The sequence below is a fragment of the Streptomyces sp. NPDC003393 genome (assembly GCF_053589015.1).
The window spans coordinates 17,596-42,866 of record NZ_JBSFRB010000033.1; the positions used below are offsets into that span (position 1 = coordinate 17,596).

At 72.7% G+C, this 25,271-nt stretch carries 21 protein-coding genes and 1 pseudogene; 6 read left to right on the top strand and 16 right to left on the bottom strand.

Features of this window, described 5'->3' with window-relative positions:
• The first annotated feature begins 54 nt into the window (after nucleotides 1-54).
• The 3 genes from ACWDUZ_RS27035 to ACWDUZ_RS27045 are packed head-to-tail and all read left to right on the top strand — an operon-like array spanning nucleotide 55 to nucleotide 2,351.
• Nucleotides 55-1,101 (top strand): alpha/beta fold hydrolase, encoded by a 1,047-nt coding sequence (locus ACWDUZ_RS27035; protein ID WP_451634402.1) that lies wholly within the window; start codon nucleotides 55-57, stop codon nucleotides 1,099-1,101.
• Between the two features lie 57 nt (nucleotides 1,102-1,158).
• Nucleotides 1,159-1,341 carry a hypothetical protein gene (locus ACWDUZ_RS27040; RefSeq protein ID WP_451634403.1) on the top strand — a complete coding sequence of 61 codons (183 nt, stop codon included), beginning with the start codon at nucleotides 1,159-1,161 and terminating at the stop codon, nucleotides 1,339-1,341.
• Nucleotides 1,338-2,351: an alpha/beta fold hydrolase gene (locus ACWDUZ_RS27045; RefSeq protein WP_451634404.1), complete on the top strand. Its 1,014-nt coding sequence runs from the start codon at nucleotides 1,338-1,340 to the stop codon at nucleotides 2,349-2,351. The genes ACWDUZ_RS27040 and ACWDUZ_RS27045 overlap by 4 nt, the downstream gene beginning before the upstream one ends.
• Nucleotides 2,352-2,423: 72 nt before the next feature.
• On the opposite strand, the gene ACWDUZ_RS27050 is transcribed toward ACWDUZ_RS27045, so the two are convergent.
• From ACWDUZ_RS27050 to ACWDUZ_RS27060, 3 genes and pseudogenes are all read right to left on the bottom strand, one after another.
• On the bottom strand, nucleotides 2,424-5,150 hold the full coding sequence (locus ACWDUZ_RS27050) for a BTAD domain-containing putative transcriptional regulator (protein ID WP_451634405.1): 2,727 nt from the start codon (nucleotides 5,148-5,150) through the stop codon (nucleotides 2,424-2,426).
• Nucleotides 5,151-5,191: 41 nt separating this feature from the next.
• Nucleotides 5,192-6,262, bottom strand: coding sequence for an AfsA-related hotdog domain-containing protein (locus ACWDUZ_RS27055; protein WP_451634406.1), 1,071 nt, complete (start codon nucleotides 6,260-6,262; stop codon nucleotides 5,192-5,194).
• Between the two features lie 52 nt (nucleotides 6,263-6,314).
• Nucleotides 6,315-6,539 (bottom strand): annotated as a pseudogene (locus ACWDUZ_RS27060) (BTAD domain-containing putative transcriptional regulator); the annotation flags it as partial.
• A gap of 541 nt (nucleotides 6,540-7,080) precedes the next feature.
• Between ACWDUZ_RS27060 and ACWDUZ_RS27065 the strand changes: the two are divergent.
• Nucleotides 7,081-7,290 carry a DUF6059 family protein gene (locus ACWDUZ_RS27065; protein ID WP_451634407.1) on the top strand — a complete coding sequence of 70 codons (210 nt, stop codon included), beginning with the start codon at nucleotides 7,081-7,083 and terminating at the stop codon, nucleotides 7,288-7,290.
• Here ACWDUZ_RS27065 and ACWDUZ_RS27070 read toward each other — a convergent pair.
• The 13 genes from ACWDUZ_RS27070 to ACWDUZ_RS27130 form a co-directional block, all read right to left on the bottom strand.
• Nucleotides 7,252-7,854 (bottom strand): NADPH-dependent FMN reductase, encoded by a 603-nt coding sequence (locus ACWDUZ_RS27070; protein ID WP_451634408.1) that lies wholly within the window; start codon nucleotides 7,852-7,854, stop codon nucleotides 7,252-7,254. The two genes, ACWDUZ_RS27065 and ACWDUZ_RS27070, sit on opposite strands and share 39 nt — an antisense overlap.
• Nucleotides 7,855-7,909: 55 nt before the next feature.
• Entirely contained in the window at nucleotides 7,910-9,187 is a 1,278-nt protein-coding gene (locus tag ACWDUZ_RS27075; protein ID WP_451634409.1) for a phytoene desaturase family protein, read from the bottom strand.
• Nucleotides 9,184-10,677, bottom strand: coding sequence for an aminotransferase class III-fold pyridoxal phosphate-dependent enzyme (locus ACWDUZ_RS27080; protein WP_451634410.1), 1,494 nt, complete (start codon nucleotides 10,675-10,677; stop codon nucleotides 9,184-9,186). Before ACWDUZ_RS27080 ends, ACWDUZ_RS27075 begins: the two co-directional genes overlap by 4 nt.
• Nucleotides 10,678-10,680: 3 nt before the next feature.
• A complete protein-coding gene (locus ACWDUZ_RS27085) occupies nucleotides 10,681-11,577 on the bottom strand; it encodes a methyltransferase domain-containing protein (protein WP_451634411.1) in 897 nt (298 codons plus the stop codon).
• A gap of 43 nt (nucleotides 11,578-11,620) precedes the next feature.
• Entirely contained in the window at nucleotides 11,621-12,736 is a 1,116-nt protein-coding gene (locus ACWDUZ_RS27090; RefSeq protein WP_451634412.1) for a type III polyketide synthase, read from the bottom strand.
• A complete protein-coding gene (locus tag ACWDUZ_RS27095) occupies nucleotides 12,733-13,212 on the bottom strand; it encodes a hypothetical protein (protein WP_451634413.1) in 480 nt (159 codons plus the stop codon). The genes ACWDUZ_RS27090 and ACWDUZ_RS27095 overlap by 4 nt, the downstream gene beginning before the upstream one ends.
• Nucleotides 13,213-13,226: 14 nt before the next feature.
• Nucleotides 13,227-13,988 (bottom strand): bifunctional 2-polyprenyl-6-hydroxyphenol methylase/3-demethylubiquinol 3-O-methyltransferase UbiG, encoded by a 762-nt coding sequence (gene ubiG / locus ACWDUZ_RS27100; RefSeq protein ID WP_451634414.1) that lies wholly within the window; start codon nucleotides 13,986-13,988, stop codon nucleotides 13,227-13,229.
• The gene (locus tag ACWDUZ_RS27105) at nucleotides 13,988-15,190 is read right to left on the bottom strand and encodes an acyl-CoA dehydrogenase family protein (protein ID WP_451634415.1); all 1,203 of its coding nucleotides are present in this window, start codon (nucleotides 15,188-15,190) and stop codon (nucleotides 13,988-13,990) included. The genes ubiG and ACWDUZ_RS27105 overlap by 1 nt, the downstream gene beginning before the upstream one ends.
• A gap of 5 nt (nucleotides 15,191-15,195) precedes the next feature.
• A complete protein-coding gene (locus tag ACWDUZ_RS27110) occupies nucleotides 15,196-16,386 on the bottom strand; it encodes an acyl-CoA dehydrogenase family protein (protein ID WP_451634416.1) in 1,191 nt (396 codons plus the stop codon).
• Entirely contained in the window at nucleotides 16,383-16,658 is a 276-nt protein-coding gene (locus ACWDUZ_RS27115; protein WP_451634417.1) for an acyl carrier protein, read from the bottom strand. The genes ACWDUZ_RS27110 and ACWDUZ_RS27115 overlap by 4 nt, the downstream gene beginning before the upstream one ends.
• A 247-nt stretch (nucleotides 16,659-16,905) precedes the next feature.
• Complete coding sequence (locus ACWDUZ_RS27120; RefSeq protein WP_451634418.1) at nucleotides 16,906-18,681, bottom strand: fatty acyl-AMP ligase; 1,776 nt, start codon at nucleotides 18,679-18,681, stop codon at nucleotides 16,906-16,908.
• Nucleotides 18,682-18,696: 15 nt separating this feature from the next.
• Nucleotides 18,697-19,485 carry a thioesterase II family protein gene (locus ACWDUZ_RS27125; protein WP_451634419.1) on the bottom strand — a complete coding sequence of 263 codons (789 nt, stop codon included), beginning with the start codon at nucleotides 19,483-19,485 and terminating at the stop codon, nucleotides 18,697-18,699.
• Between the two features lie 497 nt (nucleotides 19,486-19,982).
• Nucleotides 19,983-21,473, bottom strand: a complete 1,491-nt coding sequence (locus ACWDUZ_RS27130) for an MFS transporter (RefSeq protein WP_451634420.1) — start codon at nucleotides 21,471-21,473, stop codon at nucleotides 19,983-19,985.
• Nucleotides 21,474-21,687: 214 nt separating this feature from the next.
• Here ACWDUZ_RS27130 and ACWDUZ_RS27135 point away from each other — a divergent pair, with 214 nt between their 5' ends.
• Both ACWDUZ_RS27135 and ACWDUZ_RS27140 read left to right on the top strand, forming a co-directional pair.
• Nucleotides 21,688-23,877 (top strand): MMPL family transporter, encoded by a 2,190-nt coding sequence (locus ACWDUZ_RS27135; RefSeq protein ID WP_451634421.1) that lies wholly within the window; start codon nucleotides 21,688-21,690, stop codon nucleotides 23,875-23,877.
• Nucleotides 23,878-23,985: 108 nt separating this feature from the next.
• Nucleotides 23,986-25,137, top strand: coding sequence for a DegT/DnrJ/EryC1/StrS family aminotransferase (locus tag ACWDUZ_RS27140; protein ID WP_451634422.1), 1,152 nt, complete (start codon nucleotides 23,986-23,988; stop codon nucleotides 25,135-25,137).
• Nucleotides 25,138-25,271 lie beyond the last annotated feature (134 nt).

Below are 25,271 nucleotides of genomic sequence, written 5' to 3' on the forward strand. Positions count from 1 at the left end.
AACCGGCCCGCAAGCGGGGGCCCGGACACTGATCGCACACAGCGGGGAGCCATCATGGACCAACAGCACCTGACGGAGCATCACCTCTCGGAGCTCAAGGAGTTCGCTCTCCTGCACGCCCGGGGCCAGGGCATGGCACCGGGCACGGCCGCTCGCATCCTGTCCCGGATCACCAACGACCGGCGTGGCGACCCCGAGTCGTGGGCCGTCACCTGGACCCGGGCCGGCCGCGCCGCCGCGCTGCGCGGGCGCCACCTGGAGGCCTGCGCCCACTTCGCGCTCGCCCGCTTCCCGTACCACGCAGACCCGGTGCGCGCGGCCGCGGGCAAGCTCGGCGTGGAGACCTTCGACAAGTGGCGGCGCGGCCGCGGCATCGAGCGCCTGGAGATCCCGTTCCAGGACGGCACGCTGGCCTGCTGGACCACCGGACTCCACCCGGCCCGGCGGCGCCCGCTGCTGGTCGTCATGGGGGGCATCGTCAGCGTCAAGGAACAGTGGGCGCCGCTCCTGCCCCTGCTGGGCCGACTCGGGTTCGCCGCCGTGGTCACGGAGTTCCCCGGCGTCGGCGAGAACACCCTCACCTACCGGCCCGACTCCTGGGAGCTGCTGCCGCACCTGCTCGACCGGCTGGCCGACCGGGCGAACGTCGCCGACACCTCCCTGCTCAACCTCAGCTTCAGCGGCCACCTCGCGCTGAGCGCCGCCGCCGAGGACCCGCGCATCCGGCGGGTGCTGACCGTGGGCGCCCCCGTCGGCGCCTTCTTCACCGACACCGACTGGCGGCCCCGGATCCCGCGGATCACCGTCGACACGCTGTGCCGCCTGACGGGGGCCGCCGACCACGACGCCCTCTGGTCCGAGCTGCCCGGACACGCCCTCGGCGCGGACCGGTTGCGGCAGGTCCACGTGCCGGTCCGGTACGTCGCCAGCGGCCGCGACGAGATCATCCCGGCCGCCGAGCGCGAGCTGCTGGCCGCCCTGCCCGACCTGCGCGTGAAGACGTTCGACGACGTGCACGGCTCGCCCGGCCACCTCGGGGCGATGCGGCGCTGGATCTTCTCCCAGCTCCTGCTGTCCCGGCTCACCGGCCGCCGCCACTGACCGAAGAGGACACCTGTCCAGCCCCTGACCCCGTACACGAGCCGAGGAGACACAGCCATGACCGATGGACCGACGCCCAGGGCCACGACCGGGACCGTACGTCCCTGGCAGTCGCTCGCCTCGCTCGGTGTGATCGAGAGCGACCTGACGACCACACGGCACCGGCCCGCCCCGGTGCTGTTCGCCACCGACGGCCGACCGGGCCGCACCCGCCGCCACGGACGGCGCGAGGAGGCATGACGTCCGTGTCCTTGTTTGCTCAGTACGCGCCCCGCGGCCCCCGCGGCGCGGGCATCCGGCTACGCCACCGCACGGTGCACGGCCATCGCCGGGCCTTCCGGATGGCCGGCAAGGGCGACGCCGTCCTGCTGATCCACGGCATCGGGGACTCGTCCGACACCTGGCGGGACATCATGCCCGGGCTCGCCAAGAGCCATCGCGTCATCGCCCCCGACCTGCTCGGGCACGGGCACTCCGACAAGCCGCGGGCCGACTACTCCCTGGCCGCGTACGCCAACGGCATGCGGGACCTGCTCAGCGTGCTCGGCGTCGAGCGGGCCACCATCGTGGGGCACTCGCTCGGCGGCGCGGTCGCCATGCAGTTCGCGTACCAGTTCCCCGAACGGTGCGAGCGCCTGGTCCTGGTCGGTACCGGCGGGATCAGCCGGCACGTCACCCCGCTGCTGCGCGCCGCCTCGCTGCCCGGTGCCGAGCTCGTCCTGCAGATGCTGCAACTGCCCACCATGCGCTGGCAGGTGGGCGTCGCCGTCAAGGCCCTGCAGTGGCTGCGCACCGACCTCGCCGTCGACGCGCCCGACCTGCTGCGGGTGGTGGACGCGCTGCCGGACGCCACCTCGCGCAACGCCTTCGTGCGCACCCTGCGGGCCGTCGTCGACTGGCGGGGACAGGTCGGCACCATGCTCGACCGGTGCTATCTGGCGCAGGGCATGCCCACCATGCTGATCTGGGGCGGCCGTGACCGGGTCGTCCCGGCGCTGCACGCGGGCCTCGGGCACGTCTCGATGCCGGGCAGCCGCCTGGAGATCTTCGAGGAAGCGGGCCACTTCCCGTTCCGCAGCGACCCCGACCGCTTCCTGTCGGTGCTGCGCGACTTCATCGACACGACCGAACCGGCGAGCTTCAGCCCCGAGCAGTGGCGCCAGATGCTCCGCAACCGCCGCCCGGCGCCCCGCCGCCCCGGCGATCCCGACCTCGACCCGGCCACCCTGCGCGCGCTGCGCCCGGCCTGACCGGGGACACCCCAGCGGCACAGGGCCTCGCCACGTCCTCGCGGACGCGACGGGGCCGCCGTCCGTTCCGGCTCACCCGACGGGCAGCGTGCCCTCCGCGGTGGGCACCTCGCTCATCAGCCACACCCCCGGGCGCACTTCGAGGTGCGGCCAGGCGACGGGGACCGCACCGCGTCCGGCGCGGACCTGCTCGGCGAAGCGGCGGGCGTAGCCGCGCCAGCGGGCGTCGCCCAGCGCGCTCGCCGCGCTTGCGCACGCGGCGAGCGAGGCCAGGCAGTCAGCGGGCCGGCCGGCCAGAAGCGCGGTGAGCGCCAGGCCGCGCTCGGCCTCCGTGTACCCCCGGGTGTCGCCCTCCGCCCTGGCCCGCTCCAGGGCCCGCCGGTACAGCGCGTCGGCCCGCCCGAACTCGCCCTGCCCGAGCAGGACATCGGCCTCACCGGTGGCGCAGCGGGCCGCACCGACGCCGTCGTCGCTCAGCGCGAACAGCCGCGCCGCGTGCCGGTGGCAGTCCACCGCACGGGCGGTGTCCCTGCGCTGCCAGGCCAGGTCGCCCAGCGAACGCAGCAGGGTGGCCTCCGCAAGCGCGTTGCCCGAGCGGCGGGCCGCGTCGAGGGCCAGCTCATGGCTGGCCTGCCAGTCCTCCCACACCCCGCACGCCTCGTAGTAGCCGCTCGTCGCCGAGGCCAGCGCGCACGTCAGGTCCCACAGCCCGGCCCCGTGCAGCCGGCGCACCATCTCCGGCAGGCCCGCCGACTCCGCCCGGAACCAGCGCAGCGGGGTGGCCACGGCCCGGTCGTCGGCCGGCAGGGCACCGGAGGCTGCCTCCAGGACGCCGGCCAGCCGGTCCCGTCCGGGAGCCAGGCGCGCGTCGGCCGCCCGGGCGCGCAGCAGGAAGGCACGGCCGAGTCTGCCGACGGTCTCGGTCACGGCGTCCTCGCCGTCGACCTCGGCCAGCATCTCCCGGGCCAGCGAGCGTAGCAGCGTGTGATAGCTGTACCGGGCGGCTCCGCCGGGCGCGCCCGACTCCTGCCGTACGTCGAGGAGCTGGGCGCGCACCAGGGCGTTCAGGAGTTCCTCCGTGGCCTGCGGGGACGTCCCGAGCAGCGACTGCGCGGCCCACACCGGGAAGTCGGGCAGGGGCGCGAGCCCCAGCCTGCGGAACGCGTGCCGGCCCGCCTCCGACACCTCGTGGTACGCCGTGAGCAGGCTGCTGCGCACGTCCAGGTCACCGAGGGAGAGCGCGGCGAGCCGGGTGCGCTCGTCCGCCAGCCGGCGCGCGAGCCCGCCCGCGGTCCAGTGCGGCTGCACCGCCGTGCCGCCGGCCGCGATCCGCAGCGCCAGCGGCAGCCGCCCGCACAGCCGGGCGATGCGGGCCACGGCCGCCCGGTCCTCCGCCATCCGGGGCCCGCCGGTGGCGAGCAGCAGCGACTCCGCCTCCGCCTGTCCGAGCACGTCGAGCACGAGATGCCGCGCGTGCTCCAGGGCGGCCAGCGGACGGCGCCCGGTGACCACCACCGCCGCGTCCGGCACCGCGGCGAGCAGCGGACGTATCTGGGCCTCCGACACCGCGTCGTCGAGGACGAGCAGCAACTCGCGGGAGCGGGTGGCGTGCTGGAGCAGATCGGTCAGCTCACCGAGGTCGGAGGGGAGCGCCGTGGGCCCCGAGGGTCCCGGGGGCAGCAGGTGGCGCAGCAGCGCGGTCACCGCGGCCTCGGCGGTCAGCGCGCGTCCCGCCGGGTCCCGCAGGTGTACCAGGATCCGGCCCGCGGCGAACCCCTCTACCTGGCGGGCCAGCTGGACCGCCAGGGCGGTCTTGCCCACACCGGGCCGCCCGGAGACGGCCACGACACGAGGGGCCGACGTCGCCGTGAGCAGCCCCGCGCCGTGGGCGAGCTCGTCGGCGCGGCCGGTGAAGTCGGCCAGCGGCGGCGGCAGCCACAGCGGGGGCTGGGGGTCGGCCGGTGGCGTGGGCGCGACGGACCGGGCGCGGAAACGGCCCGTCGGCTCGGGCGTCTTCGGGGTGCTTCCGGCCGGACGCCAGGCGAGCGCCGGATCGGAGGCGAGCAGCCGGGCCAGGATGCGCTTGAGGGAGGCGTCGGGCTCGACGCCGAGCTCGTCCACCAGGGTGCGCCGCACCCGGTGGTAGGCCTGTACGGCGTCCGACTGCCGCCCGGCCCGGTACAGGGCCACCATGAGCAGGCCGTGCAGACTCTCCCGCATCGGGAACTCATGGGCCAGCGCCATCAGTTCGCCGATCAGCTCGTGATGGCGGCCCAGTTTCAGGTCGGCGCTGATGCGCTGCTCCAGCGTCTCCGAGCGCAGCTCGTCGAGGCGGATCGCCGTGGACTGGAGCGAGGGGCCGTGCGGAATACCGGAGAGGGCGGGGCCCCGCCACAGGCCGAGGGACTCGCCCAGAAGCCGCGACGCGCTTGCGTAGTCCCGTTCGTCGAACGCGGCCCGCCCCTGGGAGCGCAGCAACTCGAAGAGGACGAGGTCGAGTTCGTCGGGCGCCACCCGCATCACGTAGCCCGGCGGCTGCGTCACCAGCGGTCCGGAATTTGTGCCGCCGGCCGGTTCGCCGGCGGTGCCCGCAAGCGCCTTGCGCAGATGGGACACGTAGACCTGCAGCGTCGTCGACGCGGTGCGCGGCGGCGTCGTCCCCCACAGTTCGTCGATCAGGCTGTGCGCGGAGACGACGCTGTTGTTCTTCACCAGCAGGGTCGCGAGGACCACGCGCGGCTTGGCCGCCGTCGGGGTGCGCGGGGACATCCGCACCGGGCCCAGTACCTGAAAGCGCATCATTGCTCCTTGTGTGTGCCGCCCCGGCCGGTGCGCGGTCGTCAGCAGATCTGCAGGACGGATGTGGTCATCTCCGCCACGACCCGGATGCCCTGCGTGAAGACGAGCGTGAGCTCGGCGAAGGGGCGCCCCGCGGAGTCCCGCAGCACCTCTCCGGGAGCACCCCGGCGGCGCGGCCGCACGGAGCACAGGAGCGGCAGTCCCGGCTCGGCGAACCCGTGGAAGGCGGCCTCCCACCGGGTGAGCACGGCGTGCCCCGGGGCGAGCCCGTACAGCTCGCCGACCCCGAACAGGGCAGCCTGCCGGGAGGCTTCGAGGAACAGTGCGGCCGGCACCTCGGGCCCCGAGTCGGGCAGCACTTCGCGCGCGGCGGGGATGTTCACGGGAAAGGTCAGGAACTCGCCGTCCTCCTCCAGCGGCAGACCGATCAGCACGTTGCGGGCGCTGCAACGGCCGACGAGTTCGGCGCCGGGGATGCCGTGCCCCAGCGGCAGGCCGCTGTTCCTGCCCGCCGTGCGCTCGCTCTCCCGGCGGCTGTGCGCCCGGTGTTTGCGGTAGACACCCGGCATCAGGAACACCAGGCGTGCCCGCGCCGTCCCGCACGGCTCGTCGTCGATGCTGATCGTCGCACCGCACTCCATCGACCGGGGCACTCCCTTGACCACGTCGGCCGGTGTCAGGTCAAGGTCGAGCGAGAGCCTGGCACCGGTGGGCGCGTCGCGCTGCCAGGAGTGCAGGGCGGTGAGCGAGAATGCGCAGTCGGCCAGCAGGATCCGCCGGTTCCCGGGCACCCGGAAGTAGCGGACCGCCGTGAAGACCGCCATCTGCCGCAGTGACTCCATCGGGTACAGCACGTCGTGGAACGGGGCGGTGGAGTCGGCGAACAGCGGGTGGTGGTCGGGGAGTTGGGCGGAGAAGCCGAAGCGGTGCCGGCCGGGGGGCGTGGCGGAGTGCAGGAAGCCCTCCGGGGTGTCGGGCCGGTGGACCAGATGGTGCGGGCCGAGGAACGCCGCTGCGGGCGGGGGCACCTGCAGCGGTCCGGCGTCCGTGACCGTGCCGCCTCCTTTGGTGGTGGGCAGCGAACCGGTGGATGGTGAGTAGGGGAGATTCATGGAGAGTCCTCTGCGACGGAGTCCTGTCGATGGCGCGCGGTGACGTCGGCGGTCAGCTCACTTCGGTGCGCAGCCGCTGGTGGACCTCGAGTGCCTCGCTGCGGCGGCCGGAGCGGTGTAGCGCCGCCATCAGCCGGCCGTGCCGGGTTCGGTGGGTGAGGTGTCGACCGACCAGGACGGTCGGCTCACCGAGCAGCTCACGGTGGCGTCCACGGCGCAGACCGACGTCGATGAGCTGGTCGAGTACGCACAGCCGGCTCTCCTCGAGCGCCTCCCGGGCGTGCTGGAGACCTCATTCTCCCGGACGGCGAACGCCACCAGTACATCGATGCCCATGCGATCTCCCCCAGTGATGCGCCTTCCGGGCCGAGGCTCATCGGGTACACCTCAAGGCCTCGGAGGCGAGTAAAAAACAGCGCGCCTGGTTTGTCAATACCAAACCGGGCGCGCTGTTTGCGCTCGACCGAGCCCTAGCCGTACGTATCGCTTCAGGCCGAAAGAATAGCTAAAACGGCGACATATGGGGGTCTGTGAATCTGCCAGAGTCACTCGGATCGCCCGGCCGCCTACTCCTTATTGCGTACTCTGCGGTCTGCTTTGAGCGAAGTGAGACCCGAGGATGGCGCTCGTGCTGCCGGGCGACCAGCCGAAGGCGGCTCGGCCGTCCTCGTCAACAAACCGAGTACGCGGTTTTGAGTGAAGGGGTAGGAGCCGCTTCACACACCGGGCATGAGGGGCCCTAGCCGGGGTTTAGCGCCGCAGCCGACCATCGGGGTTCCGCGCCGCGCCGATGGGTGCGCCTGCTGAGAGGAGCCCCGATGTTCCGGCCCATGGCGCTCGTCGCCCGGTTCCTGGGCGAGGCGTACCACTGCCTGGTCGCGTACGGGCAGATGTGGATCTACCTGCCCGGCGGGCACCCGCGGTCGACCCTCTCCCATCCGCTGGAACGGCTGCGCCCCGACATCCCGCTGAGCCCGGTCGAGCGGGCGCTAGACCGACAGCTGCGGGACCTGGACAGCCTCGGCTGAGGCGCCGCCCCGGCGCAGCGCCGCGAACTCCAGGACCTGGTCGGTGAGGATGTCCAGGCGGCGTGCGGTGCGCGGATCCGCGCAGCCGCCGGCTGCGGTGAACTCCGTGCCGGCCGGCACCACCACGCCCATCGGCACGGCCCAGCCGCGCAGCGACTGCGCGCAGGTGCGCAGCGCGGCCAGCGCGGACCCGCCGGCCACCTCGTTCCACGCCACGCTCAGACAGCCGACGGAGCGTCCGTCCAGATAGACGGGAACGTCCCCGGCCAGTCCCTCAATATGGTCGAGGGCGTTCTTCAACAGCCCCGACATGCCGCCGTGGTACGTCGGACTGGCGAGCAGGACACCGTCCGCGGCGCGCAGCGCGGACAGCAGCCGCAGTTCGGCGGCGCAACGGCCCGCCGTCTCCGGGTCGTAGGGCGGCAGCACGAGGTCGGTGCCGCACACCACGGTGACCTCGGCTCCCGCCCGGCGGGCCCGCGCCGCGCACGCCCGCAGCGCGGCCGCGGAGACCGAGCCGGAGCGCAACGAGCCCCCGAGAGCGGCGATACGGATCGGACGCATGGCAACTCCGTTGTGTCGGAAGGGGATGGCTGGCAGCGGGCGGGCACGGCCGCCCTCACAGCCGGGCGGCCGCTGCCTCGGCAGCCCGAGTTCCGCTGAGCACGCACGCGTCCGCGAGCAGACCGTGTGGTCCGACCCAGTCGCCTGCCACGAAGACCCCCTGATGGCCGGTGACCCGTACGCCGGGGCGGCCCGTCAGGCCCCCGGTGCGTGCCTCGGGCAGGGCCGTCATGGTGGTGATGCGCGGCAGGAAGCGCTCGTGGATCAGCACGTCCCGCCAGCCGGGCTGGCTCAGGTCGAGCAACTCGTACAACCGTTTGCGGACCTCGGTCGCGTCGAGCCCGGCACCGTCGTCGTAGCGGGCGAGGTGGAGCACGGCGCCACCCTCCGGCGCCAGCCGGGCCGTGCGGGAGAAGACCGACAGGTACAGGGGTTCGTCGACGCCGAAGACGAGGGTGCTGCGCGGATCGGGCAGCCGGCTCAGCGCGACGTCCAGGCAGGCGGTCTGCAGCGGGCTGGAGACCGGGGCGCCCGAGCCCGGCCCGGACAGGCCCAGCAGCTGTCCCGCCGCGCGCTGCGACAGGCCCGCGAGCACGACCGAGCGGGCCCGCACCGCCTGCCCGTGAGCGGTCACGATCCGCGGGCGCGCCCCGCCCTCCACGACGGCGCACCGGCACCCCGTACGCAGCTCGACGCCCAGCTCCCGGGCCCGTACGAGCAGCGCGTCGGTCAGGGTCCGCCAGCCGCCGTCCACGTACTCGACCCCCCGCCGCACCTCGGCGAAGTGCAGCGACAGCGCGTCCGCGCCGATCAGGTCGGGGCGGCCCGTGTAGCTGCTCATGCGCAGCACGGCGAAGGCGGCCTGCCGGGCCCGCTCGGTGGGCAGCCGCTCGCCCAGCCACTGCGCGGCGTCCGTGCCGGCCAGGTCGGCACGGCCCCGGGCCAGGCCCAGCAGGCGGGCCACGGCGATCCGTTCGCGCACGGTGAGCAGCGGGGTGCGCAGCAGCGGCCCGGCCGCCGCGTAGCCCGGGTGCAGCGCGCCGTCCCGCAGTGCCTGGGCCCCGCGAAGGTCGGGGGAGCGGCCAGGGACGCGCACGCCCAAGGCCCGCAGCTCGCCCCGGGTCGTGCGGTACAGGGCGCGTGGACCGAGCCCGAGGCGGAACCCGTGGTGCTCGGTGGTGCGGGCCCGCCCGCCCGGCTCGCCGCCGGCCTCCAGCAGCAGCACCCGGCGCCCCCGGCCGACGGCCGTGGCCAGCCGTACCGCCGCCACCAGGCCGGTCAGCCCCGCTCCGACGACGACCGCGTCGGCCTGCTCGTCGGCCCCGGCACTCATGCCCGACCGGCCCCGGGCAGGGTGAACGGGAAGCCGTGACGGTCGAGTTCGAGGGCGGCGTCGATGACCGCCGTCACCAGGGCGTCCAGGTCCTCGGTGCTGTGCGCGCCGCCGGTGAACAGCATCGGCAGGCTGAGTGTGTAGAAGCCGCGGCGGCGCAGCATCAGGGTCAGCAGGAAGAACGCGATGGGGTTCACCGAGCTGGCGAACGTGCGGTAGTCGTCGTAGGAGTCCTGCTCCAGGAAGCCGAACGAGCCGATGAAGTCACCGAACCCGACGAGCCGCAGTGGAATGGCCGTCTCGGCGCGGAACGCGGCGAGCCGCTCCTGCACCCGGGCCACCTTCGCGCGGGTCTCGGTGTAGTACGTGTCGCGCTGCTCGTGCAGCAGGCGCAGGCTCGCGTACGACGCGCACAACGCCAGATGATTGCCCGCGTGCGTGGTCTGCACGCAGGTCTTGCGGCCGATGTCGGTCAGCGGCAGGCCGGAGGTCTGGGTGTGGTCGAGCAGCGCGGCGCGGCCGCCGACCGCGGACAGCGGGATGCCCAGTCCGCTGAGGACCTTGCCGTAGCAGTACAGGTCGGCCTCGATGCCGAAGTACTGGGCGGCGCCGCCGGGACCGTAGCGGAAACCGGTGAGCACCTCGTCGAGGACGAACGGCACGCGCAGCGCCCGGCAGCGTTCGGAGACCGTCTTCAGGAGCGGGATCGTGTGCTCCACGAACGGGAACGACGAGGACGCCGCCTCGGTCAGGACGCAGGCCAGCTCGTCCTTGTGCCGCTCGATCAACTCCACGGCCCGGGCCGGGTCGTTGGGCAGCACCAGAAGATCGCGCGGGTCGGCGACGGGCACGCCGGTGAGCGCGGACTGGCGCTCGATGCCGCCGTCCGCGGTGTCGCCGGGGAAGGGCTGGGTCGGGTGGCCGTGGTACCAGAAGGCCGTGTTGTGCATGCCGAGGTCGTGCACGCCGTGCAGGGAGCCCTCGAATTTGGCAACCATCCGGCGGCCGGTGTGCGCCCGGGCGAGCCGGATGGCGGCCGCGGTGGCGTCGGTGCCCGAGTTGAGAAACGCGAACTTCTCGCAGTGCGGCACGAACTCGCCGAGTAGATCGACGAGTTGGGCCTCGATCGGCGTGCAGTAACCGTTGCCGGTGGTGGTCGTCAGATGGTCGCGGACGAAGTCCACGACCATCTGGGGGCTGTGGCCGTGCAGCGCCTGCGCGCCGAAGCCCAGGTGGCAGTCGGTGTAGGTGTTGCCGTCGGCGTCGACGATGCGGCTGCCGTGCGCCTCGGTCACCATCAGAGGGAACTGCGGCGAGTGGAAGGGCCAAAAGACGTGGGTGGCCGCGTCCTTGGCGCGCAGCTGCTCCGTGGCGGCGCTCGAGGCCTTCTGGCGGTCGGTAAGTTCGGCGAACAGGTCGATCAGCCACGGCTGGGTGAGCAGGTCGGCGACGAGCGACTCGACGGGCGCGGCGGGGGCGGTGGTCGTCATGGGTCAGCTCCCGGCCGGCTTGGTGGCACGCAGCACGCCGTAGCGCATGACGTCACGCTCGTAGGCCTGCTTCATCAGGGGAACGGAGTTGAGGAACCGGAAGATGTCCATGCCCTTGGCGCGGACCAGCTTCCAGATCATCGAAGGGTCGCGGACCACCGGCTTGACGATGTCGGTGGACAGCTTCCAGGTGTCCCACACCCGCTCCGACCAGTCGGCCGTACGCACGTCGGTGAGGCCGAGCTCCCCGGCCAGCTCCGCGTAACGCTCCAGGGGCAGCACGTGTGAGACGACGAAGTCGCGGTAGATGCGGTGCAGCAGCCGGGTCTCGTCGGGATTCAGGTTCTCGTCGCGGGCGCACCAGGTGGCGACCAGGAGGGTGCCGCCCGGCTTGAGCACGCGCATGCACTCGGCGAGGAACGCCTTCTTGTCCGGCATCAGTTCACAGCTCTCCAACGCCCACACCACGTCGAAGGTGCCGTCGGGGTAGTCGGTGTGCATCGCGTCGACCAGCCGGAACGTGGTCTGATCGCTGATGCCGGCCCGGCTCGCCTTGGCCTCGGCGCGGGTGATCTGCTCGGCGCTGATGGTGATGCCGTCGACGGTGCAGCCCAGGCGGCCGGCGAGGTGGATCGCGGAGGCGCCGATGCCGCAGCCGGCGTCGAGGACCCTCGCCATCGGCGGCACCGGGCCGAAGGCGACGAGCTCCTCGACCAGGCGTACCTGGGCGGCGTGCCGTCCGGGGTCGGGCTCGCCGTCGGCCCAGTACCCGTGGTGGATGTGCTCTCCCCACAGGTCCTCGTAGAGCTCGATCAGCCCGTCGTAGTGGTCCTTGATGGCGGCGTGCAGGTCGGGGGTGGTCCAGCGGGGTTCGAGCGCGCTCGTCGTCGTGATCGTCATGGCGGGATGTCCCTCGGTTCGAATGGTTCGGTTCGGGGCGGGGTCAGAAGCGGACGAGCGCCGACTCCATGGTCAGGCCGGGGCCGAAGGCCATGAGCACGGCGTGCTCCCCGGGAGCAGGGCGTTCCTCGCGCAGGATCCGGTCGAGGATCAGCAGGATCGTGGCCGATGAGCAGTTGCCGTGGTCGGCGAGGACCGCCCGGGACGGCGCGAGCTGATGGGGCGTCAGGTCCAGTTTGTCGCCCACGAAGTCGATGATCTTCGGGCCGCCCGGGTGGATGCCCCAGTGCCGCACGTCGCCGATGCCCAGGCCGTGCGGCGCGATGAGCCGCTCGACGAACGGTTCGATGCTCTCGCCGATGTAGAACGGCACGTACGGGGAGAGCGTCATGCGGAACGCCTGGTCCTCGATGTGCCAGCTCATGGCGTGCGTGGTCTCGGGGTGCGTCTCGGTGTGGGTGCCGAGGAACACCGGCCCCGGCGTGGACCCGCCGTCGTCCGCCGCCAGCAGCGTCATCGCCCCCGCGTCGCCGAACAGCGCGTTGACGACGGCCTGTTCGGCGGTGAACTCGGGCCGGTGGTGGACGGAGCAGACCTCGGCGCTGCCGGCCAGGACCAGTTCGCCGGGGCGGGCGGCCAGCGCGTCGAACGCGGTCTTGAGCACGTTGAACGCGGCGTTGCAGCCCATGTGCCCGATGAAGGTGCGCCGCAGGTCCTGGCGCAGCCCGAACTCCTTGGCCAGCAGGATGTCGGGGGTGGGCCCCGCGTACCCGGTGCAGCTGGCCATGACGAACGAGCCGATCCGGTCGGTGAGCCGGTCGCGGTCCGCCGCGCCCGCGACGTCGAGGATCGCGCCCACCGTGCTGCGGCTCATCGCCAGGACGTTCTCCTCCCAGGCCGCCATGCGCGGCTTGATGGGCGGGTGGCCGTCGGCATAGGCGGTGCGCGGGTCCCAGGCCATGTGGCGGGTGCGCACTCCGGAGCCGCGGAAGATCTCCTCGGCCTTGGGCACCTCCCGGTACCGCTCGCGGTAGTACGTCTCGAACGCGTCCTGCTGCGGGACGACCGTGTCGGGCGCCGCGGTGCGCAGCGCCAGCAGCTTCGCCACGCCGCAAGTGCGGGTGCGGGCGGCCGCCGGGGCCTCGGAGACCGTCGTCATGACGCAGCCCCGGCGCCCGACTCGACCCGCTCCTTGATGGCGGTGAGAAATCCGTCGGTGACCTGGTCGCTCTGCTGGCGCGCGAACGGTTCGACCAGCGGCAGCACCACGGGCGCGATGTCGACGTCCGCCTCGGAGCGGGTGTCGATCTCCAGGAAGGTGGTGCCCGGCTCACTGCCGGGGGCGGTGCGGAACTCGCCCCAGGAGCGGAAGTTGTGGGTGCCGACCGGCTCCCAGCGGATGCGGGCGGCGTCGCTGGTGTCGAAGCGGGTGCGGTGGTCGGGGGTGTGGCTGACGGCACCGTTGGAGATGGTGGCCAGCACGTAGTGGTAGACGTCGTCGTCCTCGGCCGTGAGGCTCTCCACGCCCGGCATCAGCAGGCCGCAGCCCACGACGTCGAGCAGGAGCGCGCGCACGGTGTCCGGATCGGCCTTCACCTCGGTGCCGGCGACGCTGGCGGAGCGTATGGAGACCATGGTTGTCCTGTCCTTCACGAGGTGCTTCGTTTGACGGCGTGACCGATGTAGCTGGCCGAGACATCGCCGGTGAGGGTGAACGCGCCCAGGCGCCGGTGGCGCAGCAGACCGGGAAGCAGCAGCGGCAGCGGCCGGGCGGGGCCGAGCCCGTGGGTGTCGGCGAGCCGCAGTCCGGCGGACGCGAGCAGCACCCGTAGTTCCGCGGGACGGATGAACATCTTCCAGTTGTGTGTGCCGGGCTTGATGATGCCCAGGAGCTTCTCGGCGACGAGGATGAGCAGCAGGTAGCTGCGCACCGTCCGGTTGACCGTGTCGAACAGCAGCACACCGCCGGGCACGAGGAGCCGATCGATCTCGGCGAGCGCGGCCGGCAGGTCGTGGAAGTGCTCCAGGACGTCGGAGGCGACGACCGCGTCGGCGCAGCCGTCCGGAAGGCCGGTGCCGTACGCCGATCCGACCTCGTAGGTCACCTCGACACCGGAGGCCGCCGCGTGCCTGCGGGCGGCGGCGACGGTACCGGGGGAGAGGTCGATGCCGGTGACGCGGTAGCCCCGGCGGGCCAGCTCCTCGGCGACGAGCCCGCCGCCGCAGCCGAGGTCGACGACGCGCAGCGAGCCGGCGGGTCGGCCCGGGTGGCGTTCCTTGATGATCCGGTCGAAGTACGCGGTGCGGGCCGGGTTCATCTCGTGCAGGGCGCGCAGGGGGCCCTCGGTGTTCCACCAGTCGTCGCCGACCTCTTCGTAGTACTCGTTGTCGATCGTCGGCGCCGCGGACATCACACCCACCTCGGGGTCTCGACCGGGCTGATGCCGAGGGTCGCCTTGCCGATGAACTCTCGGGCCATGTCGTTGGTGAACGGCAGCAGCGGGCCCGCCTTGACGTCCCGCCAGATCTGGCCGATGCGGGAGCCGTCCCGGATGCCGGAGCCGCCGATCACCTCGAAGGCGGTGGCGACGACGTGCTCGGCCTCGTTGGTGATGTGGTACTTCGGGATGCAGGTGTCGGCCACGAACGCCGGCAGGTCCTCGCCCGGGTCCACGTGCCGGGTGGCGTACTCGGTGAGTAGGGCGTCCATGGTGGCGAGCGAGGAGCGCATCCGGGCCACCGCGAACTGGATGCCGGGCAGCCGGGCCAGGTCGGCGACGGCCGTCGTGGCGCGACCCCGGGTGCGCTCGACGGCCAGCTCGTAGGCCCGCTCGGCCAGCCCGAGGAAGACGGCCGCGAAGCAGTAGTGCCCCCACTGCTGACGGGCCATCACGAACAGCGGGGTGAGCCCGTCGGGGAAGACCGAGTCGTCGGCGTCGACCCGCAGGCCGTCCAGCTTCAGGGAGTGCGAGCCCGTCATCGGCAGCGCGAAGCCGCTCCAGGGAGCCACCACCTCGACGCCCTGCTCGGGCTTGTCGACGAAGAACGCCGCGAGGTTGAAGGGAGGTTCGAGATGGGCGTCGTCAAGGCCCGCGGTCACCACCAGGTGGGTGGCCGCGTCGAAGCCGGTGGCGAAGTGCTTGAGCCCGTCCAGGACGAAGCCGTCGGGCACCCGGCGGGCGGTCGTGGAGGGCCGCACCCAGTTGCCGCCGGAGCCCTCGTCGGTGAACGGGCCCACGACGAACGCCCCGTCGCGCACCGCGCCGAACATCCGCTCGCGCACGGCCACGCTCAGATCGCTGCGCATCGAACCGGTCAGCACGGCGTGGATGGCCAGCGTGAAGGCGGTGGACCCGCAGCCCCCGGCGATGATCCGCAGCAGCCGGGTGTTCTCCTCCAGGGTGGCCTCGAACCCGCCCAGGTCCGCGGGGACATTGACCGCGGTGATCCCGGCGTCGATCAGGTCACGGATGTTCTCGCCGACGAACTCGCCGGACGCGTACGTCTTCTCGGCGCGCTCCTCGAACCGGCGGGCGAGGGCGCGGGCACGGTCCTGCAACTCGGCCCAGTGCAGGGCCCGTTCACTGCCCTTGACCGGCGTGGCGGTCGTCATGACGTTCAGCCCTCCCAGCGGGGTTCGGCGAAGACCGGCACTCCGAGCGCGTGCTTGCCCGCCCACTCGGCGGTCACGTCGGAGTTCGGCGGGACGAGCAGCCCGGCCACCACGTCCCGGTAGGCGCGCTGCAGAGGGTGCGCGGACATCAGCGCGGAGCCGCCCTGGACCTGCATCGCGAGCGAGACCACCTCGTGGGCGAGGCGGCACACGCTGTTCTTCATCACGCTCATCTCGATGTAGTGGCCGAGCGGGTCCTCGGCGATCGCGGTGTCGTGGTCGGCGCGCACCGCCTGGTACAGGTGCGCCTCGGCGGCCGCGAGCCTGGTGCGCATCTCGGCCACCCGGAACTGCACGCCCGGCAGATGGGCGACAGTGCGGTCCAGGACGTGCAGGGTGCGGCCGCGCTGCTCGCGGACCACCGTCTCGAGGGCGCCGCGGGCGATCCCGAGGAAGACGGAGGCGAAGCTGCACCACGCCCAGTGCACGCCCTGCATGAACATCAGCGGCAGCGCGCCCGGCTGCCCCACCATGTGCGCGTCCGCCACGAACAGGTCGTCCAGGAGCAGGGAGTGGCTGCCCGTGGCGCGCATGCCCGCCGCGTCCCACTCGGCGGTGACGCTCACCCCGCGCTCCGGCTTGGGCACCAGGAAGCCGACCGGCTCCGGCAGGCCCCGGTCGTCGGTGCGGGCCGCGGACAGGAACAGCAGGTCGGCGGCCGGGAACCCGGTGAAGAAGCCCTTGCGCCCGTTGAGGAGGTAACCGCCCTTCACGGGCTCGGCCTTGGTGGTGGGGTGCCACCAGTTGCCGCCCACGCCGGGTTCGCTGAATCCGCCCGCGATCACCGCGCCGTCGTCGACGATGGCCCGGTAGGCCCGCTCGGCGGCAGGGCCGCCGATGCCCGCGATCATCGCGATGCCGTGGACGTGCATGTTGACCGCGAAGGCGGTGCTCGCGCAGCCGGTCGCGAGGGTCTCCTGCGCCCGGCACAGCTCCTCGAGCCCCGCTCCGCCGCCGCCGTGCTCGCGCGGCACGGTCATCGCGGTGTAGCCGCAGGAGACCAGCTCGGCGACGTTCTCGTACGGGAAGTCGCCTGCCCTGTCGTGCTCCGCGGCCCGGCCGGCGAACCGCTGCGCCAGCTCCTGGGCGAGCGCGACGAAGTCGGTGCGCGCGGGGGCGTCCTGGGTGACGGTCATCGGGCGCCCCCCGTGACCAGCGGCCGCTCCTCGGGCACGGCGAGCGCGAGATAGCGCACCAGGCTGCCGACCGTGTCGCCCTCCGCCCGGGTCGCCATCGCCAGCCAGTCCGAGATCTCCACTCCCGCGTACGTCTCCCGGATGCGCTCGAAGAGCTCGGCCAGCTCGACCGAGTCCAGACCGAGGTCTCCGGTGAGCCGGGACTGCTCGGTGATCTGCCGCCGGGCCGTCTCGGGGCGCACAGCGGCGAGGTGTTGCGTCAAGGTCGTCATGAAGGCTTGCGCCCGGTCGTCCTGCACATCCGCTCCTGGATATCTGGGGAGAAAACTGGGTCGAAACCGCGGGAGAACCTGGTGGTGCGCCGGCTGCGGGGTGCCTTTCGGCCATCGTGGCGGCCTCGGCTGTAGCGGCGGTTGCGCGGCGCCGCCGCCGACCTGTACGCGCCCCGACGGGGGCGCCGGCCCGGCGACGACGGCGGCCGCACAGTCCGCAGGGTTCGTCAGCCGCCAACCGGCGCGCTCATCCCCGGACCAGTTCTGCGGACCGGTCCACGAGGCGCTCGGCCTCGGGCTCCACCACGGCGTGCAGCGCGGCCGTCCGCCCGGTGAGGAACTGCCCGCGCATCAGCATCCGCTGGATCTTTCCGCTGGTGGTCCTGCGCACCGTGCCGGGCGCCACGAGCAGGACGCTGCCCGCCGCGATCCCGAACTCTCCGGCGACCGCGGCCTGGACCCGGCCGACCAGGTCACGGCCTGCCGCGTCGATGTCCGGCGCCGCGTCCAGACCCGTGGCCTCGACCACCAGCACCAGCCGCTCCCGGCCCTCCGGACCGGCCGGCACCGTGAACGCGGCGCCCGTGCCCAGCGACCGGTCCGCGGCGCGTGCCGCGGCCTCCACGTCGTGCGGATAGATGTTGCGGCCGTTGACCAGCATCATCTCCTTCAGCCTGCCGGTGACGAACAACTGCCCGTCCACGACGGCACCCAGGTCCCCCGTACGCAGCCAGCCCCTGGCCGACGGCCCGGCCTCGTCGGCGAGCCGGGCCCCGAACGTCTGCGCCGTGGCCTCGGCCCGCGCCCAGTACCCGCCGGCGACGCTCGCCCCGCGCACCCAGATCTCCCCGACCTGCCCCTGCGGCACGGCCCGTGACGTGGCCGGGTCGACGATCCGCACCTCGAAGTCCTCGGCGCGGACCGTGCCGCTGCTCACCAGAGTGCGGGCGCAGCCGTCCGCCACGGCCGGGACGACCTCGCCGCGTTCCAGGGCGGCCGCGTCGACGCGGCGGGTGACGGGCGCGGCCCCGCGGGGCGCCCCCGCCACCAACAGCGTGGTCTCCGCCATGCCGTAGCACGGGAAGAACGCCTCGGGCCTGAAGCCCGCGGGCGCGAAGCGGCGGGCGAACGCGGCCAGGGTGTCGGCGCGCACCGGCTCGGCGCCGTTGCAGGCGGACTCCCAGCCGGACAGGTCGAGCCGGGCGAGATCGGCGTCCTTGACCCGCCGTACGCACATGTCGTACGCGAAGTTGGGGCCGCCGCCGATGGTGACCCCGTGCTCCCCGATCATCTCCAGCCAGCCCACCGGCCGGCCCAGGAACGCGCCCGGTTCCATGAGCGCGGCCCGCGCCCCCAGCCACAGCGGCTGCAGTACGTGCCCGATGAGCCCCATGTCGTGGTAGAGCGGCAGCCAGCTGCCGAACACGGAGTCGCCGGTGGCGCCCAGCGAGCGCTGCATCGCCGCCTCGTTGGCCATGAGGTTGCGGTGCGAGACCATGACGCCCTTGGGGGTACTGGTCGAGCCCGACGTGTACTGCAGGAAGGCCAGGTCGTCCGGGCGCAGGGCGGGTGCGCGCCACTGGGAGGCGTCGCCCACCGGGCCGGCGTCCGTGGCCACGACGGGCACGGACCGGACGGCGCTCAGCCCGGACTTGATGTCCGGTTCGGCCGCCGCGGTGGTGAGCACCGCACCGACCCGGGCGTCGCCCGCGATCCGGGACAAGCGCTCGAAGTGGCGGGTGCGGTCGGTGGGCAGCGGCGCGGGGACCGCGACCGCGCCCGCGTAGAGACAGCCGACGAAGGCCGTCACGAAGGACAGGTCGGACGGGTAGAGCAGCAGCACCTGCCGGCCGGACAAGCCGCGTTCCTGGAGCCAGGAAGCGATGTCTCTGGCCCGCTCGTCCAGTTCCGCGTAGCCGAGCCGCTCCACCCCCGTGCCGCGGACGAACGCGAAGGCTTCGGCCCCGCCCCGCTCGTGTACCCGGGCCAGCACCCGCTCCGTGTACGTCTCCTGATGCGACATCACAACCTCCGTAGGTCAGGCGGACAGGGCGTCGGCGAGCACCGGGACCCTGTCGTACTGGCGGATCACGGACGCGAGCTCCTGCAGGAAGACGTCCTCGTGGGCGCGGATGAAGAAGTGCCCGCCCGGCACGACCTGTACCTCGTAGCCGCGTCCCGCGTGGCGTCGCCAGGCCGCCACCTCGGGCACCGACACGAGCCGGTCCCTGGCGCCGATGAACAGATGCAGCGGCACCCGTACGGCCTCCGTGTCCGGTGCGAAGGACGTCGTGCACAGCATGAGGTCGTCGCGGGCGACGGGCAGCAGCGCCGCCAGGAAGTCGGGGTGCTCCAGGATCACCTGGGGGATGCCGCCCAACGCGGCGAGCGAGGCCACGAGTTCCTCGTCGCTCGCTCCCGGGTCGGCGATCTTCGGCGCCGGAAGGTGCGGCGCCCGGTAGGAACTCAGGGCCAGCGCCATGGGCAGCGGCGCGCCGCGGCGCTGCCGCCGGGCGGTCAGCGCGTACGCCACGAGGGCGCCCATGCTGTGCCCGTAGAACAGGTGCGGGTGCTCCAGTTCCGCGTCCAGCTGCTCGTCGAGATCGGCGACGAGCGCGTGCAGGTCGGTGAAGCGCGGCTCGGCCATCCGGCCCTCGCGGCCGGGCAGTTGGACGGGCAGCACCCGGGCGCCCGCAGCGTGGATGTCGAGGCCGCGCTGCCAGCGCCGGTAGGCCGACGCCCCGCCGCCCGCGTACGGGAAGCAGAACAGCCGCACCCCGGTCTCGGCGTCGTCCGTCGGGGAGGTGTGGGACAGGTAACGCGTCATTCCGTTCCGCCTCGGGCTCGTCCGGTTGGTCTGGACGCCCGCCGGGGCCGCGGCACCGTGGGCGGCGAGGAGGACGGACCGGAGGGGCGGCGGACGTCCGGGTCCCGGTGTGCGAACGCGCACGGGCACCTGCCCGACCGGCCGGACACCTCGACGCACGGTGGAGCGGGTCCCGGCAGGCACACCACGAGCATGCGGTTGACCGCTAAAAGACAGCCAAATCAGCCGGGTGGGGAGGCAGGGCCGGTTCGCCGTCGAGGATCGCGTGGTGTGGTGACAGCGGAACGCGGAAGCGGTGGCGACCCGTACGTCGGGAGTCGCGATATGGCACATCGTCAAGTCGACGGCCGGTCAGTGTGTGTCACGCACCGGATATGCGACCCGCTCCTGGCGCGTCCTGCCCGATGAGGCATCGCCCTCGTGGACGTGAGGGCCGGCGGGCCTGAGCCGGGGCACGTCGGTGGGGCGGCGCGGGACATCGGTCGTCATGATCCGGCTCAGGCCGGCCGGACGGGCACATCCTTCCCCGTGTGCGGGGTGCGGACGACCGACTCGCCCGTCTCTTCGTGTGCTGCGGGGCAGGCCGGACCGGGTAGCAGCCATGCGGCGAGCACCGCGCCGGCCGCAACGATGACCGCCGCGGTGACGAAGCCCGCCGGCGCGGCGGCCTCGACGCGGGCGCCGGGCGCCGCGGTGCCGGCCGCGCCATGCGCGAGCACGGTGCCGATGACGGCGACGCCGATGGCGTTGCCGAGTTCCATCATGGTGTCGTTGAGGGCAGCCGCGTTGCCCGATCGTTCGGGGGCCACCAGGGACAGCTCGGTGTCCGTCGCGGGTCCGAGGGCCAGGCCGACGCCCACGCCGATCAGCGTGAGCCCGGTCAGGACGTCCGGGTAGCCGTCGGCCGCCGCGAGTGTCAGGGCGCCGGCCGCGGCCGCTGCCAGACCGGTGCTGACGCTGCCGCGCGGGCCGGTGCGGCGGGCCAGCCACGGGGCGACGGCCGATCCGGCACCGACCGCGACCGCGACCGGGGCGAGTGCGAGTCCCGCTTTCAACGGGCCGTAGCCAAAGCCGAGTTGAAGGAACTGGGTGAGGACGAAGAGGCTGCCGGCCAGGCCGCAGAAGAGCAGCATGATGCCGGCGCTCGCGCCGAGGAAGACAGGGTGGCGCAGCAGCGTGAAGTCGACCATCGGGCTGGGGTGCCGCCGTTCCCACGCCACAAAACCGGTGCCGCACACCAGCGCGCCGCCGAACGCACCGAGGACGGCGGCCGATGCCCATCCCCCACCCGAGGCGTGGATGGCGCCGAACACCAGGCCCACCATGACCGCGGAGCCGAGCACCGCGCCCACCGGATCCCATGGCCGGGGCACGGGGGCCGCCGACTCCGGCAGCAACAGCAGACCCGCGACCAGGACGACGGCGACCGGCAGCAGGTTCACCAGGAAGACCGAACCCCACCAGAAGTGGCCCGCGAGGGTACCGCCGAGCACCGGTCCCACGGCCACTCCCAGCGCGGACGCACTGCCCCATACAGCGAGGGCGCGCGGCCGCTCGTGCTCGGGGAACACGTCCACCAAAATGGCCAGGGTTCCCGGCATGACGAGCGACGCGGCCACCCCCATCACCGCTCGTGCGGCGATGAGTTGGCCCGCTCCGCCGGAGGCGAGGGCGAGGAGCGAGCCGACGCCGAACAGCGCGACGCCGAGCAGGGTGGCCCGCTTGCGGCCGTACCGGTCGGACAGGGTGCCCGCGGTGAGCAGGCAGGCAGCGAAGACCAGCGCGTAGCCGTCGACGATCCACTGCGTCGTGCTGATGCCGATGTCCAGGTCCCGCATCAGGCTGGGCAGCGCAACGTTCAGCAGCCCGTTGTTGAGGATGATCACGAACAGGGCGAGGGACAGGACCGCGAGGACCGCCCAGCGGCGCGGGTCCGGTGGGGCCGCGAGAGGGGACGTGCGCACATCCTCGTCGTACGTCGACTGCATCGCTGGTCCTCTCCTCGCGCTCACAGGCGGGGCCGGCGTCGGTGCGCGCCCCGGACGAGCCTGGCCTCGCACGCTGAAGCCCCGCTTGCGCGGTGGCCCGGCGGCCGCCCGCAGCTCAGACCGCGCCACGCGTTCGCGCGGATCGGCAGGCCGCCTTCAGCGGGGCTAAAGCCCTTGCCGTCACGGTGGGCTTCCCGACGGAAGGTGACGATCCATGTTCTCTGCCCTGGGCGCCGCCCTGTACAAGGGGCGGCGCATCAGCCTGTTGCTGGTTGGCCTCGCGGCCGTCGTGGCTGCCGTGTTCGGCGGCACGGTCGAAAGCCGGCTCACCAACGGCTTGTCCGACTACGAAGATCCCGGTGGCGCCAACGTAGCGGCCCGCCGCATCATCGAGCAGGCCACGGGGGTTGATACCCAGCAGGGTTACGCGATCCTCGTGCGCATGGGTGCGCCGATCGACCCGAAGGCCAAGCCGCCCGCCGCGGTGGCGGCGGCGGCCGCTGTGCTGCGGGAACGACCCGAGGTCAAGCAGGTGGTCGACTACGCCGCCAACCCGGCCCTGATTTCCGAGGACTTTCGCAGCACGGTGGTCCTGGCCACGGTCGGGCCCATGAAGGACAAGGACACCACCGCCGCCGAGAAGGAACTGCAGAAGGCGATCGCCGGCACACCGGGGCTGAAGGGACGTGCCTGGCTCGGTGGCCCGACCCCCGGTCAGGCACAGGTCGAGCAGGTCTCCAGCGCCGACCTCTCCAAGGCGGAGGGGCTGGCGCTGCCGTTCATCCTCATCCTGCTCTTCCTGGTCTTCCGCGGCGTCGTGGCCGCGCTGGTGCCGGTGGTCGGCGCCGCGGTCTCCCTGCTGCTGACGCTGGCCGGGCTGCGGCTGGCCACCGAGACCATGAGTGTCTCCTCGGGCGCCCTCAACCTCGCCTTCGCTCTGGGGCTCGGCCTGTCAGTCGACTTCGGGTTGCTGATCGTCTCCCGCTACCGGGAGGAACTGGCCGTCCACGGACCCGGCCCCGAAGCCCTCCGGCGCACGATGGCGAGTGCCGGCCGGACGGTGTTCTTCAGCGCGCTGACGGTGGCCGCGGCACTGGCGGCGATCATGTTCTTCCCGCACCCGTACCTGCGCTCCCTGGGACTGGCCGGCGTCCTCACGGTCGCAGCGGCAGCGCTGTTCGCCCTGGTCGGGCTGCCCGCACTGCTGGCCGTCCTCGGCCGTCGGATCAACTCTCTCGCCCCGCGCCGCTGGCAGCGGCAGGACACGGCGCACCAGGAGGCCGGCAACCGCTGGCACCGCATCGCCTCTGCGGTGATGCGCCGGCCCGGTGTGGTCGCGCTGTCCGCGACGGCGGTGCTGCTGCTGGTCGCCGCACCCGTGACCGGCCTGAAGTTCAGCGGCGCCGACGCCTCCACCCTGCCTGCTTCGACCAGCGCGGGGCAGGTCTCCCGGGCCTTGGCGCAGGACTTCGCCAAGCCGTCCTCCGCACCACTGCAGATCGTCCTGGACACCTCGTCCGGGGAGAAGCTCGCCTCGTACGCGAAGAAGATCGGTGCGGTCGACGGCGTGGCGTCCGTCAGCAAACCCTTCCGCCTCGACAGCGGGCACTGGGAGATCGAAGCCGTGCTGAGCGGGGAGCCGCAGGGCACCGTGGCCAAGGACGCGGCGGCCGAGGTGCAGGACATCGCGCCACCGGCCAAGGCCCGCTACACCGGTGTGACCGCGGACTTCCTGGCCCAGCAGGCGAGCATCGGCGACAAGGTGCCGCTCGCCGCGGCCGCTCTCGCCCTGATCACCCTGCTCCTGCTGTTCGCCTTCTCCGGCTCGGTGGTCCTGCCGATCAAAGCGCTGGTGATGAACCTGCTGTCCACGGGCGCCGCCCTGGGGCTGCTGGTCTGGGTCTTCCAGGACGGCAACCTCGGCTTCACCGCGCAGAACGGCATCGAGGTGACCACCCCTGTGCTCCTCTTCGCGCTCGCCTTCGGCCTGTCCACCGACTACAACGTCTTCCTCCTCGGGCGGATCAAGGAGGGCAAGGGCGCGGGCCTGGACGACCGCGAGGCGGTCGCCGAGGGCCTGGCCAGGACCGGACCCGTCGTCACCTCCGCGGCAGCGCTGTTCTGCATCGCGATCGGCGCCCTCGCGCTGTCCCGGCTGGTCTTCGTCCAGGAACTGGGCCTGGGCACCGCGTTCGCGGTACTCATCGACGCCACGCTTGTCCGCGCACTGCTGGTGCCCTCCCTGATGGCTCTGCTCGGCGGCGCCAACTGGTGGGCCCCTCGCCCGCTGCGCCGACTGCACACCTGGCTGCGGTTGGACCGCATGGAGTCCTCAGTGACAGAGGCCGGCCCCACCCCGCCGTCCACAGCCCCGCAGCGGCACCGAGAGACCAGCATGACCTGACCCGCCACGACCGAGGGCCCGCGGCACGGACGCCGCGGGTCCCCGGTCAAGGCGGCGTTGTGCCGGACGCCAGCCTCGACCTGCCAGGCGGAGACACGAAAGGTAGTCATGATCAATCTCTTTCAGCCCCAAGTCGGGGCGGAGGAACTTGCCGCGGTCGCCGAGACCTTCGATGACAAGTGGTTGGGACACGGTCCGCGGACTCTGGCCTTCGAGGCCGCGTTCGCGGAGCACATCGATGTGCCCGCCGAGCACGTCGTCTTCCTCAACTCGGGTACGTCAGGGCTCTTCCTCGCCCTGGAGTCGCTGGACCTGCGGGAGGGCGACGAGGTGGTCCTGCCGTCCCTCAGCTTCGTCGCCGCCGCGAATGCCGTGGTCACCTGTGGTGCCCGACCGGTCTTCTGCGACGTCGACCCCCGCACCCTCAACCCCACGGTCGAGCACATCGAGCAGGCGCTCACCCCCCGCACCAAGGCCGTCATCGTCCTGCACTACGGCGGCTCGCCGGGTGACATCGTGCGCATCGCGGACCGTTGCCGGGAGCTCGGTGTCACCCTGGTCGAGGACGCGGCCTGCTCGGTGGCGTCCCGGGTGGACGGCCGGGCTGTGGGGACCTTCGGCGACCTTGCCATGTGGAGCTTCGACGCCATGAAGGTCCTGGTCACCGGTGACGGCGGAATGATCTACGTCAAGGACCCGGAACGAGCCGCACGGATCAGGCGCCTTGCCTACCACGGGCTGGCCCAGCCCAGCGGTTTCGGCTACGCGAAGGTCTCCTCCCGCTGGTGGGAGCTGGACATCCCGGAGCCCGGCCGCCGTGTCATCGGCAACGACCTCACCGCCGCGATCGGCGCGGTACAGCTGCGCCGACTGCCCGAGTTCATCCGCCGGCGCCAGGAGATCTGTGCGCTGTACGACCATGAACTGGCCGACGTTCCAGGGTTGTTGCTTCCCCCCGCCTTGCCGGACGGCCACGAGTCCACGCACTACTTCTACTGGGTGCAGACCGCGCCGGAGATCCGGGACAATCTGGCCGGCAACCTCTATGAGGACGGCATCTACACGACCTTCCGTTACGCACCGCTGCACAAGGTCCCCGCGTTTGGCTCCCAGAGCCTGCAGCTGCCTCACTCGGACTGGGCCGCGGACCGGACGCTGTGCCTGCCCCTGCATCCCGGCCTGAGCGACGGTGAGGTGCACACGGTTGCGACGGCCGTGCGCAAGGCCATCGAGAACCGGCACGCGGTGGATTCTGCGTGACATCCTGATCACCAGCGCGATCTGTCTCCGGGCGGCCGGGCGGCCGGGCGGCTGGGCGGCCACCCCACCCGACGTGTCGGCGGCGAGGGCGAACTACTCACTCTTGTGCGGGAGTTCACGGCCCGGAGGGCATC